Annotated in this window: 12 protein-coding genes; 2 read left to right on the forward strand and 10 right to left on the reverse strand. The window is 59.8% G+C overall.

Going from position 1 to position 15,115, the window contains the following annotated elements; all coding sequences use genetic code 11:
* Positions 1–44: 44 nt before the first annotated feature.
* The 9 genes from ACQKEK_RS11275 to ACQKEK_RS11315 form a co-directional block, all read right to left on the reverse strand.
* A complete protein-coding gene (locus ACQKEK_RS11275) occupies positions 45–2,057 on the reverse strand; it encodes an alpha-1,4-glucan--maltose-1-phosphate maltosyltransferase (RefSeq protein ID WP_128121266.1) in 2,013 nt (670 codons plus the stop codon).
* 459 nt (positions 2,058–2,516) lie between these two features.
* Positions 2,517–3,410, reverse strand: coding sequence for a formate dehydrogenase accessory protein FdhE (fdhE, locus tag ACQKEK_RS11280; protein ID WP_181690030.1), 894 nt, complete (start codon positions 3,408–3,410; stop codon positions 2,517–2,519).
* A gap of 45 nt (positions 3,411–3,455) precedes the next feature.
* A complete protein-coding gene (locus ACQKEK_RS11285) occupies positions 3,456–4,148 on the reverse strand; it encodes a formate dehydrogenase subunit gamma (RefSeq protein ID WP_499142654.1) in 693 nt (230 codons plus the stop codon).
* Positions 4,145–5,080, reverse strand: a complete 936-nt coding sequence (gene fdxH / locus ACQKEK_RS11290; RefSeq protein ID WP_128121269.1) for a formate dehydrogenase subunit beta — start codon at positions 5,078–5,080, stop codon at positions 4,145–4,147. The genes ACQKEK_RS11285 and fdxH overlap by 4 nt, the downstream gene beginning before the upstream one ends.
* Complete coding sequence (fdnG, locus tag ACQKEK_RS11295; RefSeq protein ID WP_499142942.1) at positions 5,080–8,154, reverse strand: formate dehydrogenase-N subunit alpha; 3,075 nt, start codon at positions 8,152–8,154, stop codon at positions 5,080–5,082. Before fdnG ends, fdxH begins: the two co-directional genes overlap by 1 nt.
* A 161-nt stretch (positions 8,155–8,315) precedes the next feature.
* Positions 8,316–9,236 carry a non-homologous end-joining DNA ligase gene (ligD, locus tag ACQKEK_RS11300; protein ID WP_499142656.1) on the reverse strand — a complete coding sequence of 307 codons (921 nt, stop codon included), beginning with the start codon at positions 9,234–9,236 and terminating at the stop codon, positions 8,316–8,318.
* An 18-nt stretch (positions 9,237–9,254) separates the two neighbouring features.
* Positions 9,255–10,271, reverse strand: a complete 1,017-nt coding sequence (ku, locus tag ACQKEK_RS11305) for a non-homologous end joining protein Ku (protein ID WP_499142657.1) — start codon at positions 10,269–10,271, stop codon at positions 9,255–9,257.
* 30 nt (positions 10,272–10,301) lie between these two features.
* Positions 10,302–11,159: an SDR family oxidoreductase gene (locus tag ACQKEK_RS11310; protein ID WP_499142658.1), complete on the reverse strand. Its 858-nt coding sequence runs from the start codon at positions 11,157–11,159 to the stop codon at positions 10,302–10,304.
* Positions 11,160–11,267: 108 nt separating this feature from the next.
* Positions 11,268–12,284: a zinc-dependent alcohol dehydrogenase family protein gene (locus ACQKEK_RS11315; RefSeq protein WP_499142660.1), complete on the reverse strand. Its 1,017-nt coding sequence runs from the start codon at positions 12,282–12,284 to the stop codon at positions 11,268–11,270.
* A 269-nt stretch (positions 12,285–12,553) separates the two neighbouring features.
* On the opposite strand from ACQKEK_RS11315, the gene ACQKEK_RS11320 reads away from it, so the two are divergent.
* Entirely contained in the window at positions 12,554–13,471 is a 918-nt protein-coding gene (locus tag ACQKEK_RS11320) for a LysR family transcriptional regulator (protein ID WP_045427440.1), read from the forward strand.
* Positions 13,472–13,625: 154 nt separating this feature from the next.
* Here the strand turns inward: ACQKEK_RS11320 and ACQKEK_RS11325 are convergent, their stop codons facing one another.
* The gene (locus ACQKEK_RS11325; protein ID WP_499142662.1) at positions 13,626–13,823 is read right to left on the reverse strand and encodes a hypothetical protein; all 198 of its coding nucleotides are present in this window, start codon (positions 13,821–13,823) and stop codon (positions 13,626–13,628) included.
* Here ACQKEK_RS11325 and ACQKEK_RS11330 point away from each other — a divergent pair.
* On the forward strand, positions 13,822–15,051 hold the full coding sequence (locus ACQKEK_RS11330; RefSeq protein ID WP_499142663.1) for an efflux RND transporter periplasmic adaptor subunit: 1,230 nt from the start codon (positions 13,822–13,824) through the stop codon (positions 15,049–15,051). The genes ACQKEK_RS11325 and ACQKEK_RS11330 overlap by 2 nt on opposite strands.
* Positions 15,052–15,115: the final 64 nt, after the last annotated feature.

Raw genomic sequence — 15,115 nt, forward strand, 5'->3', positions numbered from 1 at the left:
TATAACCAACTGAAACATATCGTTTTTGTGTTCTTCTTTAGAAATCACTTTAAGTCAGGGTCCATGTCGTCCGAGCTGATACGCCAAATGCCGAATGGCTGGTGCCAAGGCTCGATTCGCATCCACTGAGTCTTGCCGTACCAGGTCCAGCGATGCCCGTTCATAAGGTCTTCGCCTCGGGTTTCGGCATGGTCCGGCAGGCCCATCTCCCATAGCGGAAGCTCGAAATGTGCTTCCTGAGCGTTATGCGGATCGAGGCTGATTGCGACGAGAATAAAATTCGTGCGATCCGGCGTGCGTTTGCCGAAGAACAAGATGTTGTCGTTGTAAGCGGTGTACGCCTTGAAACCCAGGTGGGTCTGCAGGGCCGGGTTTTGCCGACGAATGCGATTGAGCTGAGCGATCTCCGCGACAATGTTGCCCGGTGCGTGATAATCGCGGACCCGTATCTGGTACTTCTCGGAATCCAGGTACTCCTCCTTGCCGGGGATTGCCGCGGACTCGCACAGTTCGAAGCCCGAATACATGCCCCACAGGCCGGAACCCATGGTTGCCAGCGCCGCCCGGATGAGAAATCCCGCTCGCCCGGAGTCATGCAGGAAGAACGGATTGATGTCCGGCGTATTGACGAAGAAATTCGGCCGATAGCAGTCACGCAGCGGATGCTCGTTCAGCTCAGTCAAGTACTCGCTCAGCTCCGCCTTGTTGTTGCGCCAGGTGAAGTAGGTGTAGCTCTGGTTGAAGCCGACCTTGCCCAGGCGCGCCATCATGGCCGGCTTGGTAAAGGCCTCGGAGAGGAACATCACGTCAGGGTCACGTTCACGGATGTCCGCGATCATCCATTCCCAGAACGGCAGCGGCTTGGTGTGCGGGTTGTCGACGCGGAAGATCTTCACGCCCTGCTCGACCCAGTGCCAGATCACGTCGCGCAATGCGAGCCAAAGACCGGGCATGGCGTCTTCGGCGTAAAAGTCGACGTTGACGATGTCCTGGTATTTCTTCGGCGGGTTTTCCGCATAACGGATGGTCCCGTCCGGCCGCCAGGAGAACCAGCCCGGGTGCTCATTGAGCCATGGGTGGTCTTGAGAGCACTGAATGGCGAAGTCGAGGGCAATCTCCAGACCGTGCTCGCTTGCGGCAGCTACCAGGTCGCGGAAGTCATCGAGTGTGCCGAGATCGGGATGGACTGCATCGTGCCCACCGGCTTCGCTACCGATTGCATACGGGCTGCCGGGATCATTCGGGCCGGCTTGCAGCGTGTTGTTCGGCCCTTTGCGATGCTGCCGGCCAATTGGGTGAATCGGCGTGAAATACAGGACATCGAAGCCCATGTCCCGGATCGATGGCAAACGCTTGTGCACGTCACGGAAAGTACCGTGACGGTTAGGGTCATCGGTTTCGGAGCGCGGGAACAGCTCGTACCAACTGGCAAACAGCGCAAGTGGGCGCTCGACCTCGATCGGGAACACCTCACTCTGGCTGCAATGCTCTCGTGGGTCTGCATCGGCCATCGCCGCCGCCGTTTCACTGGCCAGCAACACCGAGACACGTTCATCGTCCAGATGCGCTGAGCTCAACCGGTGCAGCAGATCATCAATGATGGCTTTGGTCTCGCCTTGGGCCCGCTGGCTGGCGCGCTCGAGCAGCAGACGACCTTCTTCGAGTTCCAGCTGAACCGGGACCCCAGCGTTGTGCTTCTTCGACAGCTCGTAGCGGTAGGTCTCGTAGATATCCCACCAAGCTTCGATCATGAACTCATGCGAAGCGACTTGAGTCGGAGTGAACAGCCCTTCCCAGCTGTCATTGCCGATCAACTTGAGCCGTGCCCGGCGCCAGGTAGTTTCATCCTTGGTCCGCCAGCAGATCGACGCGGCTAGCTGATCGTGCCCGTCGGCGAAGATCTTGCTGGTGACGTTGATCGGGTGGCCGATGGTTGCCTTTGCCGCAAATCGTCCGCCTTCCAGTACGGGCTGGGTCGATTCAATGGCAATGCGCGGCATCTGCAATGCCTGTTCAAGTCGGGGGTGAATCACCGGATGGGGCTTTGCATCGGTCATCGAACGGGGCTCCTAGGCGAAATTGCAGCGAAACGGCAAACCTACCCCGCTCGGGACTGGCAATCGAGCGTGGCTGGTTGTACCGGTGGAAAACCATCATGCGGGCTTTCTCGGGCTCTGTTCTTTCCGAACCAAAGGAGGCCTGAAAAGTTCAGCTTAAAGGCCGCTACCGCTTGCCACAGCCGGCGTTGCGCTTGTTTTAGGCCAAATATAAGACGGATGATTTGGCGGGGAGGCAGGCCGCTCCTGTATGAGCCAGCCTGTTGACGATCAAACACAACGCGAACACCGCTGATCGCCACCGAGGTGGCTCCTACAAAAGCGTACTGTGGCGAACATAGAGAGCCAAGCTAAAGCCAAGCCCCTACTTGTAGGAGCCAGCTTGCTGGCGATCCGAAACCACGCAAATATCACCGATCGTCACCAGGCGTGTTCATGCTTGAGCCATAGCCTGGTGCGCTAGTCCCCGCCGGCGATCAACAACGGGTTGTAACCGCTACGGCCATATTCCCCCTGTTCGGCCAACAAGATGTCGAGCGCGAGGCTTGCCAGGTCGTCCGCCACGGGTTCGGCGCGTCCGTGTTCTTCACGCAGCATGACCTTCAGATAGCTATGACACTCGCCGCAAGATTCCGCCTGGACCGGCATCGCCGGTTTGCCCTGCTCGTCATCCAGCGTGAGGTACAGCAGTTTTGCGCCGCTGTCGCAAACGCTGCACTTGAGCCGCTCCAGGTGCCACTCGGTGGCGCATAGCGAGCAATGCAGATAGCGCACGCCAGCACGATGGCGCTCGTTGTGGATGACACTGGCGACCGGTGGCGAACCGCAGCAAGGGCATAACCCCTTTGCTTCCCCCTCGGGCTTATCAGGCGGCCGAGGCAGGGCTATCGCCAGCCTCATCCAACTGATCTGCAGGGCAGCGGCAACCAATGGCAGCAGCGGTCGGGTTGTTTCATCGCCGGGACGAGCCTCAAGGACATCGTCGGCCAACGTATCCAGCTGCTCGCGAGACAACTCCCTCAACGTCCTGAGCAAGGGCCGCTGAGCCTCGCCCACATGAAGCTCCATGGCGTCGAGCATCGACAGCAGGTCTTCACTCCAGGGCACGTCACGCTTCAAGGCCTGAACACCAAGCGGCGGCAAGCCATGTTTAAGCGCCTGATCGAACGCATCCTCAGCCGGGCGCCAGGATGGTTCGCGTTCGTTGAGCACCTGATGCTGGGCTTGTACCAGTCGTGCCATGAAGGCGAGAAACTCATCCAGAGGTGGAACCTGCTGGACGAGTTCCCGCAGCCGCGTAGCGCGCTTGCTGAACACCTTGGCGTTCGGCAACACCACGTTTGGCGCCTCCATGATCCCCGAAGGCGCGCTTCCATAAGAGTGGTTCACTGCAACTCCTTACGTTCGTTTCGACGGCACGTCACGATCAGGCGAAAGACCACCTGGATCGTCATAACCTTCCTTGCGGCGTACCTCGTCATACCAGAGCCCATGATGATGGCGTGCCCAGGCGTGGCTTACACGGCCCTGGGTCATTGCGCGTACCGAGCCCTTCACCCAGATCGCCGAGTACACATGAATTACCAGCGTGATGATCGCGATGAAGGCGGTATAGGCATGGATGGTCACTGCCCAGCGCAGCGCCCAAATCGGCATCTCATCGGCGACCCAAGGCCGCCACAGGACGATGCCGGTCACCAACAATACCGGCACGGTGGCGAGGAAGATCCAGTACACGAGCTTCTGCCCGGCGTTGTTCTTGCCCACTGGCGGCAATCGCTCGTCGCGGTTGCCCAGCACGTCGCGGATCTGCTTCATCCACTGCACATCGTGGCGACGGATCAGGTTGTCACCAAAGAAGCGCACAGCCTGGATGACGAAGAACAGCGACATGAACACGCCGATATACGGATGCACGATACGCGTCGGTTCAGGCCCACCAAAAAGCGCAGTGAGCCCAAAGAACGCCGGATAGAACAAGGCAAGCCCACTCAACACGAGCAACGTGAAGCTGATCGCAATGAGCCAGTGATTGACTCGTGTCCACCAGCCATAACGTAGGATCCCGTGCTTAACGTTCGAGTGGCTCATAGCCGGTCCTCCCCGCGCTTATCGATGTCGCGGGCGTCATGCGCTTTCACCGGATCAGGATCGTCCTCCGGCTCTTCTTTCGGCCCCTTCATCACGTAATGGAAGAAGCCCGCCAGCACCGACATGCCCAAGGCCACCGACATGATCGGTTTGGTCACGCCCTTCCACAGCTCGACCGTCGGGGCGATGTGCGGATCGCGCGGCAGACCGCTGTAGATCTCGGGTTTATCATTGTGCTGCAGCACATAGACCACATGGGTGCCACCGACGCCAGGCGGATCGTAGATCCCCGCGTTTGCGTAGCCTCGCCCTTGCAGATCCGCGACGCGATGAGCACCGTAGTCGAGCATGTCTTCCTTGGTGCCGAACATGATGGCCGAGGTCGGGCAGCTCTTGACGCACGCCGGTTCCAGCCCGTTATAGACCCGGTCCGAGCACAGGGTGCATTTGTATGCCTTGTTGTCCTTTTTCGAGATTCGGGGAATGTCGAACGGGCAACCCGCCACGCAGTAACCACAGCCAATGCAATGCTCGGAGTTGAAATCGACGATGCCATTGGCGTACTGCACGATTGCGCCGGGCGAAGGGCATGCCTTGAGACAGCCCGGTTCGGCGCAATGCATGCAGTTGTCCTTGCGGATAAGCCATTCGAGATTGCCCTGCTCGTCCTCGTATTCCGAAAACCGCATCACTTCGAACGATTCCGGAGTCAGGTCCTGCGGGTTGTTGTAAGTGCCATCGCACTCCCCTACTTCATCACGCAGGTCGTTCCACTCCGAACAGGCAACCTGGCACGCCTTGCAACCGATGCACACGGACACGTCGATGAGCTTGGTGACCTTCTCCACCCCGCCATGGCGGACTTGCGGAGAAGGTGTGGTGGTCGCCGAGCGGGCGATGATGTTTTGCAGATTGATCTGGTCGCCACGCATCAGACGATCCCTCCGACTTTTTCCACGTTCACCAGAAACGACTTGAACTCTGGCGTCTGGGTGTTCCCGTCACCCACAAACGGCGTGAGGGTGTTGGTGAGGTGCGCCTTCTTCGTGACACCTTTGAAGCCCCAGTGGATCGGAATGCCGATGTGATGGACTGTTCGACCATCGATCTGCAACGGCACCATGCGCTTGGTCACGACCGCCACAGCGGTGATAAATCCACGTTTGGACGTTACCTTGACCCGGTCGCCTGCGTTGATGCCCAGCTCGGCTGCCAGAACATCGCTCATCTCGATGAACTTTTCCGGCTGGGCAATGGCATTGAGCCGCACATGCATCGTCCAGTAGTGGAAATGCTCGGTCAGGCGATAGGTCGTCGCGGCGTACGGAAATTCCTTGTTCGATCCAAACGAATCGCGATCCTGCTCGAATACCCGGGCGATGGGGTTATGCAGTGCCAATGGGTTGTTGGGATTGAGCGGGTTACGGTCGATGGGCGTTTCCATCGGTTCGTAGTGCTCAGGAAGGGGCCCTTCGTTCAGCCATTCGCAGGAGAAGAAATGCCCTCGGCCGGTCTGCGTGACGATGAATGGCCCGACCCCTTGCGATGGCGGTGAATTGACCGGGAAATCCGGTACGTCAGCTCCCGTCCAGCGCTCGCCGTTCCACCAGATAAATGCTTTGTTGGGCGCCCACGGCGTACCGTCGGGCCGTGCCGAAGCGCGGTTGTACAACAGCCGTCGATTCATCGGCCATGCCCACGCCCAGCCCAGGGTGTTGCCGGTGTTGTAAGGGTCCGAGTTGTCTCGACGAGCCATCATGTTTCCGGCTTCGGTCCAGGCCCCGGAATAGATCCAGCAGCCGCAGGCGGTCGAGCCATCGGCACGCAGTTCGCTGAAATCCTGCAGCTGTTCTCCCTTACGCCGGATCACCTTACCGGTATCGTCGGAGATATCCGCCAGGGCCCGTCCGTTGTATTCCTTTGCCAGCTCGGAGGCCTTCGGGAAATCCGGAACCTTGTAGTTCCACTCAAGATTCAAAATCGGATCCGGGAATGCTCCGCCCTCCACCTGATACATGTGCTTGAGGCGCAGCATGACCTCGCCGAGAATCTCGGTATCGGTCATGGCTTCGCCAGGCCCCGGTGCCGCCTTCTCATGCCATTGCAACCAGCGAGCACTGTTGGTGATGGAGCCATCGTCCTCGGCGAAGCAGGTGGTCGGCAGGCGGAAAACCTCAGTGGCGATCTTCGATGGATCGACATCGTGGTATTCGCCGAAATTCTTCCAGAACTCACCGGTTTCCACCGTGAGCGGGTCCATGATCACGAAGTACTTGAGTTTCGACAGCCCGTCCAAAACCTTGGCCTTGTTCGGAAAGGCCGCGAGGATGTTGAAGCCCTGGCAGAAGGCGCCGGTCGCCTTGCCCAAGGTCATGTCGTTAATGGCGTAGAGTACGTCATAGATCGGCTCGGAAAGCTTCGGCAACCAGTCGTAGCACCAGTTGTTCTCAGCCGTGGCGGCCTCCCCGTACCACTCCTTCATCATGCTGACGAAGAAGCGTTCGTAGAATTTCCAGTACGAGACCTCGCCCTCGAGCAATGGCTGCTTGACCCTAGTTTCCAGATAGTCGTCATAGGTCTGCAGGTCTGCCGACGGCAGATTCATATAGCCTGGCAGCAGGTTTGACAGCAGTCCGATATCAGTCAGGCCTTGAATATTGGAATGACCACGCAGAGCGTTGACGCCCCCCCCAGGCATGCCCATGTTGCCCAACAGCAGCTGCACCATTGCGCCACAGCGAATGATCTGTGATCCGATGGTGTGCTGCGTCCAACCCAGGGCATAGAGGATGGTCATGGTCTTGTCTGGCGCCGAGGTGGTCGCCATCAGATCCCAAAGTTCAAGCACCTTCTCCTGGGGCATACCGCAGATATTTTCCACCTGATCAACCGTGTAGCGGCTGTAGTGCTGACGCATCAGCTGAAGCACGCAGCGCGGGTGCTCGAAGGTTGGATCAGTGCGGACAAAACCGTCCTCGCCGATCTCGAAGTTCCAGGTTTGGCGATCGTAGGTGCGGTCCGCCGGGTTGTAGCCGGTGAACAGTCCCTCCTCGAAGCCGAACCCTTCAGCCACGATCAGGCTCGCGTCGGTGTATTCGCGTACATATTCATGCGCAAAACGGTTGGTTTCGATCAGGTAGTTGATGAAACCACCAAGAAACGCGATGTCCGTCCCCGTGCGAATCCAGGCGTGATAGTCCGCCACCGCCGTGGTGCGGTTGAAGCGCGGGTCGATTGAGATCAGCACGGCATTGCTGCGCTGCTTGGCATGCATGACCCAGCGGAAGCCTACGGGGTGTGCTTCAGCCGAATTGCCGCCCATCGACAGGATGACATTGGCATTGGCAATGTCGGTCCAGTGGTTCGTCATGGCACCGCGACCAAATGTTGGGGCAAGACCTGCCACCGTTGGTCCGTGTCAAACGCGCGCCTGGTTGTCGAGTTTGAGGATGCCGAGTGCTCGGGTGATCTTCTGCGTCAGATAAGCCGTCTCGTTGGTGCAAGCCGAGGCTGCAACCATCGACGTGGTCATCCAGCGATTGACCAGCCTGCCCTGCTCGTCATGGGTTTCGAAATTTCTGTCGCGGTCGTCCTTCATGTGCCGGGCGATGCGTGCGAATGCCTCATCCCAGCTGATGCGCTTCCACTCGTTGGTGTAAGGCTCGCGAACCTCGGGGTATTTGACCCGCGACTCGCTCTTGATGAAGTCCAGCACGCCCGCCCCCCGAGGGCAAAGCGACCCTCGGCTGACCGGATGGTCCGGATCGCCTTCGACGTGGTAGATCTCGTCAATAACGTTGATCGCGCCATCACCACGCGAGTAGAGCAACATGCCGCAGCCTACCGAGCAGTAGGTGCAAATGTTGCGGGTCATTCTTGCGCCGGTCAGTTTGAAGTGACGAATCGACGCTAACGCTTCATCAGGCGCAAATCCCATCATGGCCATGCTCGACGCGCCTACACCGGCCGCACCGAACTTCAGGAACTGTCGCCGGGATACTCGCACGGTCATCGGTATCTCCTGTTACTTATTATGTCTGCCCATCTAACCACATCGACTGAACCGCTCTGGAATGGTTCCTCCGGCGGGACAGACGGGGCGGCGCATTCGCTACGCCAGTACGAGGCTAGTCTAGTAAACCGGCCACAGACAGGTCACCCGTCGCGTCATTGACGCGCAGCGAGATCCTTCAACAGCTGCGCTGAAAGGCTCTGACGGGTCGTGGCGTAGTCGGCCCATGGATCGAGCTTCACGCGCTTGAGGCGTTCATAGAGATTGAGGATGTTCCACTGATCAGCGCCGCTGATCTGGTCCAGCTCCTCCCGTGTGATTGGCACCGAGACGGGCAGCCCTGGGCGTGCTCGTGCAGAAAAAGCAGCAACCGTGCTAGCGCCTCGCTGGTTGCGCAGGTAGTCAACGAAGATCTTGCCGACCCGATTCTTCGGCCCCATCTTGGCGACGATCTGCTCAGGTGACTCTTTGGCCAGGCGAACCGTGACCATACGGGCGAATTCGTTGGCGCAATCCCAACTCTGACGACGATCGATCGGCACCACGACATGCATGCCGCGCCCACCGCTGGTTTTGATGAAGGCCTTGAGCCCGAGTTGATCAAGCAGTTCAAGGGTCATGTTCGTCGCCTCGACCATGCTTGACCACGGCAGCTCCGGGTCAGGATCCAGATCGAAGACCACCCGATCCGGCTTGTCGATGCGGTTGCTGCGTGCATTCCAGGTATGAAACTCGACGGTGCCCATCTGCACCGCCTCGACGACCGCGCTGATACTGTCCGCCTGGATCAGGCGTGCATGCTCTGGATCGAGGGACTTATCCAAGACGCGCATGTGCGGCATTTTCAGCCGCCCGCAGTGGCGCTGGAAGAAGCTGTCACCGCTGACTCCATCCGGCGCCCGGACAATGGACAGCGGACGCTTGGCCAGATGAGGTACGAGCCATTCGCCCACCGCCAGATAGTATTCAGCGAGCTGCAGCTTGGTGGCACCGCTTGCCGGATCGATGACCCGTTGCGGATTACTGATGCCGATACCGCCCACATCGGGGCGATTTTTGGCAGCTTTTTCAGCCATGCACGCTCCTCATGAGCGTCAGCTCGCTTTCTTGCTGTTGGACTTGCTGGCAGCCGGCTTACTGGTGCTTGTCTTGCGGGCCGTCGAGGTTTTGCTGGTAGAGGATTTACTGGCTGCAGACTTGGCCGGGGCCTTCGATTTGCTGGCTGTAGTTTTGCTCGTGGCCCGCTTGGCAGGCGATGCCTCTTCGCTGTCGTCGTCGTCGTCGTCAACGTCTTCAGTCGGGGCAGCTTTCTTGGCGGACGATTTGCCGGCCAGGCTACGTTTAAGCAGTTCGGTCAGGTCGATGACATCGGCGCTGCGACGATCCACCGCTTCTTCGGGCCCACCCACAGCTTCGAGTTTGCCTTCGCGAGCCTTGGTCTCCACTAGATCCATGATCTGGTCTTGGAAGGTGTCCTTGTATTGCTCGGGGTTCCAATCCTCACTCATGTCCTCGACCAGCCGCTTGGCCATGTCGAGTTCCTTCGGGTTGAGGTCAGCATTAAGCGCCTCGTCCTTCATCTCAAGGTACTCCACGCCCCTGACCTCATCGGCCCAGCGCAGCGTATTCATCACCAGTGCCTTGCCCAGCGGCATCACCACGGCCAGATGTTGCTTGTTGCGCAGCACCACGTTGGCGATGCCGACCTTGCCAGTCTGAGTCAGGGTTTCGCGCAGCAGCGCGTAAACCTTTTCACCCCGCCGGTCCGGGGTGAGGTAATAGGGCGTAGCGATGTACAGGAAGGAAATGTCCTTGGCATCGACAAAGGCAACGATGTCTACCGTCTGCGTGGCTTCTGGGTGAGCCGCTTTGATCTCGTCATCGCTGATAACGACGTAGTTACCCTTTTCGTATTCCACGCCTTTGACGATGTTCTCGCTCTCGATGTCCTCGCCGGTGGTCTTGTTGATGCGCTTGTAGCCCACCCGGTCCATGCTGCGTTTGTCCAGCCAGTCGAAATCTATACCCGAGCGCGTGGTCGCAGGCACCAAGGCGACGGGGATATGAACCAGGCCGAAACTGACGGCGCCTTTCCAGATCGTACGGGGCATAAGCCTTCCCTCCTGTCGACAGTCGTTCGGTCAGCCGTTGACCACGGTGCCGCCGTTGACATGGATCACCTGGCCGCTGACATAGGAAGCGTCGCTGCTGGCCAAATACACGTATGCCGGCGCGACTTCATCGGGCTGGCCGGGACGCTCCATGGGCACGTTGGCGCCAAATTTCTCGACCTTGTCCGCATCGAAGGTCGACGGAATCAGCGGCGTCCAGATCGGCCCGGGTGCTACGCCATTCACGCGAATACCTCGGTCGGCGATATTCATCGACAGCGAGCGGGTAAAGGCCGTAATGGCGCCCTTGGTCGATGAGTAGTCCAGCAGCTGTGGGCTGCCTTTGTAGGCCGTCACCGACGTGGTGTTGATGATCGAGGCGCCTTTTTTCAGGTTCGGCAGTGCAGCCTTGGTCATCTGGAACATGCCGAAAATGTTGGTGCGGAAGGTCTTCTCCCACTGCTCTTCGCTGATGTCTTCGAGCGTTTCCTGGGGATGCTGCTCAGCGGCGTTATTGACCAGAATGTCGAGCTTGCCGAAGGCACTCACCGTTTCGTCGATCACCTTATGGCACACGTCGCGGTCGGCCACGTCACCGGCGAAGGTCAGACAGCTGCGCCCCTGCTCTTCCACTGCGCGCTTGGTTTCCTCTGCGTCCTGGTGCTGATCCAGATAGAGAATCGCTACATCGGCACCTTCACGCGCGAACAGCACCGCTACCGAGCGGCCGATGCCGCTGTCGCCACCAGTGATGATTGCAACCTTGCCTTGGAGCTTGCCCGCCGCTTTGTAGTCCTCGCCACGGTACTCGGGCCTCGGGGTCATCTCGCTTTCTTTACCCGGTTCAGCCTGTTGCTGCGGCGGGAGCGTCTGGTTTTCGTCGGGCATGCCAAAATCCTCCGTCAAGGGATCAATACCTGTATTCGGAGGACTTGGCGCGGGCGGGAAAAGTTTCTATGAAGCGATGAGAGGCCCTAATGCAGAGGCCTCGAAGAATCAATCGACGCGCAGTACGACCCGGCCGCGCGGGACACCGCTTTCGACGTATTCGTGGGCTGCCACTACCTCGTCGAAGCCGAAGACCTTGTCGACCTGCGGCGTGATCAGGCGGTCGGCTGTGAGCTGGTTGATGTGCAGCAAGGCATTCTCGACCGCCTCGCGGTTTTGCTCGATTCCCAGCTCGGGTTGCCCGGTGAAATCGCACAGGCAATGCAGGAAGAACTTGAAGTTCTTCTTGAACGCCGCGCAGGCTGGAAACGCAGTTTCGTTGCCACCATTGAGCCCATAAAGAATCAGCTTGCCACGCGGTGCGATAACGTCACCAAGCAGCTTCATCTGCGAGCCACCGCAACCATCGAGCACAACTTCGACGCCTGCTCCGCCGGTGATCTTTTGCAGCCGGCCGACGAGATCCTCCTCTTCGGTAACGATGACGGTCTCGGCCCCCAGCTCGCGCAGGAAGTCACGATCCTCTGCCGTGTCACAGGTGGCGATTACCCGTCCGCCAAGCGCTTTCGCCATTTGCACGGCCGAAGGACCGGTGCAATGCCGCGCTTCGGTCACCAGCACGTATTGTCCGGGCTCGAGCTGAGCCAGCTCGACCAGAGCGAAATACGAGACCAGCGCCGGCGTGTAATGCACACACGCCTCGGCGGCGCTGAGCATCTCCGGATGGTGGACCAAGGACGCCTGCGGCAGCAGCACCTGCTCGCCGTAGAGCGGGTACTGGTTGAGATCATGCGCAGGGAAACTGGCGACACGGTCGCCAATTGCGAAGCCGTCCACGTCCTCGCCCACCGCAAGCACTTCGCCGGCGATCTCGCTGCCGAGCCCGGCCGGGAGCTTGGCGTGACGCGGAGCCAGATCCTGCCGCCAGAGCACGTCATTCCAGCTGACGCCGATCGCCTTGACGTCGACAAGCACTTCGCCAGGCCCCGGCCGAGGGACTTCTCGCTGTTCGTAGCGCAATACGTCCGCGGGCCCGAACTGGTGGAAACGGATGATGCGGGACATGAAAAAGACCCCTCGATTACTACTGTGTCTGTGACTTTATCTGCAGTATTGGCACAACTCCAGCAGCGATCCCTGCATTCCGCTCGATAGTCGCCATGCGCGGGAATGATGATGTGCTGTATGTAAGGCCACTCCCACTGCTGCAGGTTTGTGTCATTGCAAAGCGGGAATGGACATGCCGACGTCACTCCGATCTGTCTAGAATGCAGACGCAACCCTCATTTCGGTCAGCCGCGCCTTATGTCTGACCACAGCTTGAAGTGAAAGGCATGAATCGCAACGACCTTCGCCGCGTAGACCTGAACCTGTTGATCGTCTTCGAAACGCTGATGCACGAGCGCAGCGTGACCCGTGCCGCGGAGAAACTCTTTCTCGGCCAGCCGGCGATCAGTGCTGCACTGGCGCGCCTGCGCACGCTGTTCGACGACCCGTTGTTCGTACGCACCGGCCGCAGCATGGAGCCGACTGCACGCGCGCAGGAGATCGCCGGTCTGCTGTCGCCGGCGCTGGACTCGATCTCCACGGCTGTCAGCCGCGCCTCCACGTTCGATCCGGCCACCAGCGAGCTGGTGTTTCGTATCGGTCTGACTGATGAGGTCGAGTTCGCCCTGCTCCCGCAGTTGCTCAGGCGTGTGCGCGCCGAGGCGCCCGACGTGGTGCTGGTGGTACGGCGCGCCAACTATCTGCTGATGCCGGGCCTGCTTGCGTCTGGCGAGATCTCGGTGGGTGTCTGCTACACCGAGGAACTGCCGGCCAACGCCAAGCGCAAAATCTTGCGCAGGCCAAAACCGATGCTGCTCCGCGCAGACAGCATCCCCGGCCGCATGACGATGGAGGACTACTGCTCGCGGCCACATGCCATGGTTTCCTTTGCCGGCGATTTGAATGGCTACATCGATGACGAACTGGCGCTCCACGGCTGCAAACGCAAGGTCGTGCTCGCCGTTCCGCAGTTCAACGGGCTGGCCAGCCTGCTGGCGGGGACTGACTTGGTGGCGACGGTGCCGGACTACGCCGCGGCGGCCCTTGCCGCTAACGGGGGTGTGCGTGCCGAGCCGCTGCCATTCGACACAAGCCAGGATTTCGAACTGTCCATGGCCTGGCGCGGCGCCCAGGACAACGACCCGGCCGAGCGCTGGCTGCGTTCGCGGATCCAGATGTTCGTAGGCGACCCGGACAGTCTTTAAACCGCCATTTGTTCGCCTGCACTGCGCTAGCACACCGCTTGATGTGGTGGGCTGAAGCCCACCCTACCTGCTGATTGCTTTGCGTTCGATCTTCCATTGGGGGCTGAAACCCACCTGTTATCAGTGCCTGCACATCCTCGTTGTAGGGTGGGCTTCAGCCCACCAGCCCGACCGAAACCACGTCAGTCGAGGTCGGCACCAATGCCCCGACAATCCCTTGTTCACCATTGATGAAACACCCTGCAACATCAGCGCGGATGATATTTACATTCGCCCAATTCGATTTCTGCTTCACGAAGCCGCCCCGCACACTCCCGCCATCGATAAAAACCCGAGCTGCGGAGTCAAGCATGGAACGTCCACTCATAGCCTTGCGTTACCCACTGGTTGCGATTGCCGCTGCCCTCATCGGCGCTTGCGGGCAGGCACCTGAGGCCACCGAAGCGGCAATGCCCGCGCCAGCCGTAAGCGTTGCGACCGTCATCGAACAGCAGGTCACGGAGTGGGACGAGCTCACGGGCCGCCTGGAAGCGCCTGAGTCGGTCGATATTCGTCCACGCGTGTCGGGCTTCATCGACAAGGTCGCGTTCGAAGAAGGCTCACTGGTGAAGAAAGGCGATCTGCTGTTCCAGATCGACCCGCGCCCGTTCGAAGCCCAGGTCAAACGCTTGCAGGCCGAGTTGCAACAGGCTCGTGCCACTGAGCGCCGGACCGCAAGCGAGGCCGAACGCGGTGAGCGACTGCGCGCCAATAACGCTATTTCAGCTGAACTGGCTGATGCGCGAGCCAGCGCTGCCAGCGAAGCGAAGTCCGCCGTCGCAGCGATCCAGGCTCAGCTCGATGCAGCCAAGCTGGATCTCGGTTTCACCCGCGTCACTGCCCCCATCGATGGCCGCGCAGGTCGTGCGCTGATCACCGCGGGCAACCTGGTTAATGCTGGCGAAGCCTTACTGACGACCCTGGTCTCAACCGACAAGGTCTATGCCTACTTCGAGGCAGACGAACGCACCTACCTGAAATACCGCGAACTGGCCCGTGACGGTGAACGTGGCGAGGAAACCCCTGTGTACCTCGGGCTGTCCAGCGAAGAAGGCCACCCGCATCTGGGGCACATGGACTTCATCGACAACCAGGTTGATCCCCGCACCGGCACCATTCGCGGTCGCGCCGTGTTCGACAACCGTGACGGCAGCTTCACGCCAGGGCTTTATGCGCGCCTGAAGCTGGTCGGCAGCGCCACCTACGACGCCGTCCTGATCAAGGATGTCGCGGTCGGAACCGATCTGGGCAAGAAGTTCGTCCTGGTCCTCGGGGAGGACGATACCGTCAACTATCGCTCCATCGAGCTCGGTCCGAAGCTTGAGGGCCTGCGCATCGTGCGCGACGGTCTGAAGGAAGGTGAAACCATCGTCGTGAACGGCCTGCAGCGCGTTCGTCCGGGCAACGCCGTGCAGCCCCAGAATGTGCCAATGGCCGACGCTGACACCCTCGCCGCGCTGAAAGAACAGAACCGTGCAATCTCTGCCGCGATGAAACCGCAGGTGGTCGACCGCACGCTGGCGCGCGTACCGAGCAGTTGATGATCAGCGTTTTCCGCTGACCCGCTGACCGGCGCCGAGGCGCCACCCCTTAAAAACTGATTCC

The organism is Pseudomonas sp. NPDC077408 (assembly GCF_050269105.1).
GTDB lineage: Bacteria > Pseudomonadota > Gammaproteobacteria > Pseudomonadales > Pseudomonadaceae > Stutzerimonas.